Genomic DNA, 2117 nt, shown 5'->3' with positions numbered 1-2117 from the left:
AAAGCCGCGCAAGGGGGGCGATCACAACTCCGCGTCCCCGGCACCCGGCCGGTTGACCGGGCGGCCTTGCCGTGAAGGTCCGGGATCGCCATGTTGCCCCGTCATGCAAAACTTCACATCCGCCGCAGCCGACCCGATTGGGTGGCACGGCACAACCATCCTGTGCGTCAGGCGGGATGGCAAAGTGACAATGGCCGGTGACGGCCAGGTGTCCATGGGACAGACGATCGTCAAGGGCAACGCACGCAAGGTGCGCCGAATCGGTGGCGGCCAGGTCGTCGCGGGGTTCGCCGGGGCGACGGCCGACGCGTTCACGCTGCTTGAGCGCCTGGAAGCGAAGCTGGAGCGTTATCCGAACCAGCTCGAACGCGCCTGCGTCGAACTGGCCAAGGATTGGCGCACCGACCGCTACCTCCGCCGGCTGGAGGCAATGATGGCCGTGGCCGACAAGGAGCGCAGCTTCACACTCACGGGTAACGGCGATGTGCTGGAGCCCGAGGATGGCGTCATCGCCATCGGCTCGGGCGGCAACTACGCCCTGGCCGCGGCCCGCGCGCTGATGTCGATGCCTGACCTCTCGGCCGAGGAAATCGCCCGCCGCGCGATGAAAATCGCCGCGGACATCTGCGTCTACACCAATGGCAACGTAATCATCGAATCGATCTGACATGGACGTACCAACCTATTCCCCCCGAGAGATCGTCTCGGAGCTAGACCGCTTCATCGTCGGCCAGGACGACGCCAAGCGCGCCGTCGCCATCGCGCTCCGCAACCGCTGGCGCCGCCAGCAGTTGCCCGAAGGGATGCGCGAGGAAGTGGTGCCCAAGAACATCCTCATGATCGGCCCCACCGGCTGCGGCAAGACCGAGATCGCCCGCCGCCTCGCCAAGCTGGCCCAGGCGCCGTTCCTGAAGGTGGAAGCCACCAAATTCACCGAGGTCGGCTACGTCGGCCGTGACGTGGAAAGTATCGTGCGCGACCTGGTGGACGCCAGCCTGAACATGCTGCGCGACGCAAGCCGCAAGGACGTGCAGGCGAAGGCCGAGCTGAGCGCCGAGGAGCGGCTGATCACCGCGTTGGTGGGTGAGGAGGCGGCCGCGGACACGCGCTCCAAGTTCCGCCGCATGCTGCGCGACGGGGAGTTCGAGGAGAAGGAGATCGAGATCGCCGTCGCCGACCAGTCCGGCACGCCGATCGGCAATCTCGACATTCCCGGCATGCCGCCCGGCCAGGTGATCAACCTGTCGGAGATGATGAAAGGCCTGATGGGCAATCGCCCGATGCAGAAGCGCCGGATGAAGGTCGCCGATGCCCGGCGCGTGCTGGAGACGGAAGAGGCCGACCGGCTGCTGGACAACGAGCAGCTGACCAAGGACGCCGTGGCGCATGCCGAGAACAACGGCATCGTCTTCCTGGACGAGATCGACAAGATCTGCGCCCGCACGTCCGAAGGTGGCTTCCGTGGCGGCGACGTGTCCCGCGAAGGCGTGCAGCGCGACCTGCTGCCGCTGATCGAGGGCACGACGGTGAACACCAAGTATGGCCTGGTGAAGACCGACCATATCCTGTTCATCGCCTCGGGCGCGTTCCATTTGGCCAAGCCGTCCGACCTGCTGCCGGAGCTGCAAGGCCGTCTGCCGATCCGCGTCGAGCTGTCGCCGCTGTCGCGCACCGACTTGCGCCGGATCCTGACGGAGCCGGAGCATTCGCTGCTGAAGCAATACGCGGCGCTGCTGAGCACCGAGAAGGTGACGCTCGACTTCCGCGAGGACGCGGTGGACGCGCTGGCCGACCTGGCGGCCGATATCAACGACAAGGTCGAGAACATCGGCGCGCGGCGGTTGCACACGGTGCTGGAGCGTCTGCTGGAGGACATCAGCTTCACCGCGACGGATCATTCCGGTGAGACGTTCACGGTGGACGCCGCCTACGTCGCGGACCGGGTCGCTCCGCTGGCGCAGAAGGGCGACCTGAGCCGGTTCATCCTGTAACGGCATGGCGCCGCCGCGTTCGAGCGGCGCCAACGCCTTCTCTGTCCTGGTCGGGCCCTGTCCTCGTCGGGCCCTGTCCTGGTCGGGCCGTGTCCTGGTCGGGGAGGCTCTACGCCCCCGATAAGG

At 66.7% G+C, this 2117-nt stretch carries 2 protein-coding genes; both read left to right on the top strand.

Annotated features, from left to right (window positions below; genetic code table 11):
• Positions 1 to 103 precede the first annotated feature (103 nt).
• A complete protein-coding gene (hslV, locus tag VHB27_RS16765) occupies positions 104 to 667 on the top strand; it encodes an ATP-dependent protease subunit HslV (RefSeq protein WP_325602533.1) in 564 nt (187 codons plus the stop codon).
• Between the two features lies 1 nt (position 668).
• Positions 669 to 1991: an ATP-dependent protease ATPase subunit HslU gene (hslU, locus tag VHB27_RS16760; RefSeq protein WP_325602531.1), complete on the top strand. Its 1323-nt coding sequence runs from the start codon at positions 669 to 671 to the stop codon at positions 1989 to 1991.
• Positions 1992 to 2117 lie beyond the last annotated feature (126 nt).

This window comes from Rhodopila sp. (assembly GCF_035548235.1).
Taxonomy (GTDB): domain Bacteria; phylum Pseudomonadota; class Alphaproteobacteria; order Acetobacterales; family Acetobacteraceae; genus Rhodopila.
Note: the sequence above shows the minus strand (reverse complement) of the source record. Positions and strands in the feature narration are given on the sequence as shown.

What these genes read in the sequence shown, in the direction of transcription:
- hslU (WP_325602531.1), top strand. Translation starts at nt 669, where the DNA reads ATGGACGTACCAACCTATTCCCCCCGAGAGATCGTCTCGGAGCTAGAC.
- hslV (WP_325602533.1), top strand. Translation starts at nt 104, where the DNA reads ATGCAAAACTTCACATCCGCCGCAGCCGACCCGATTGGGTGGCACGGC.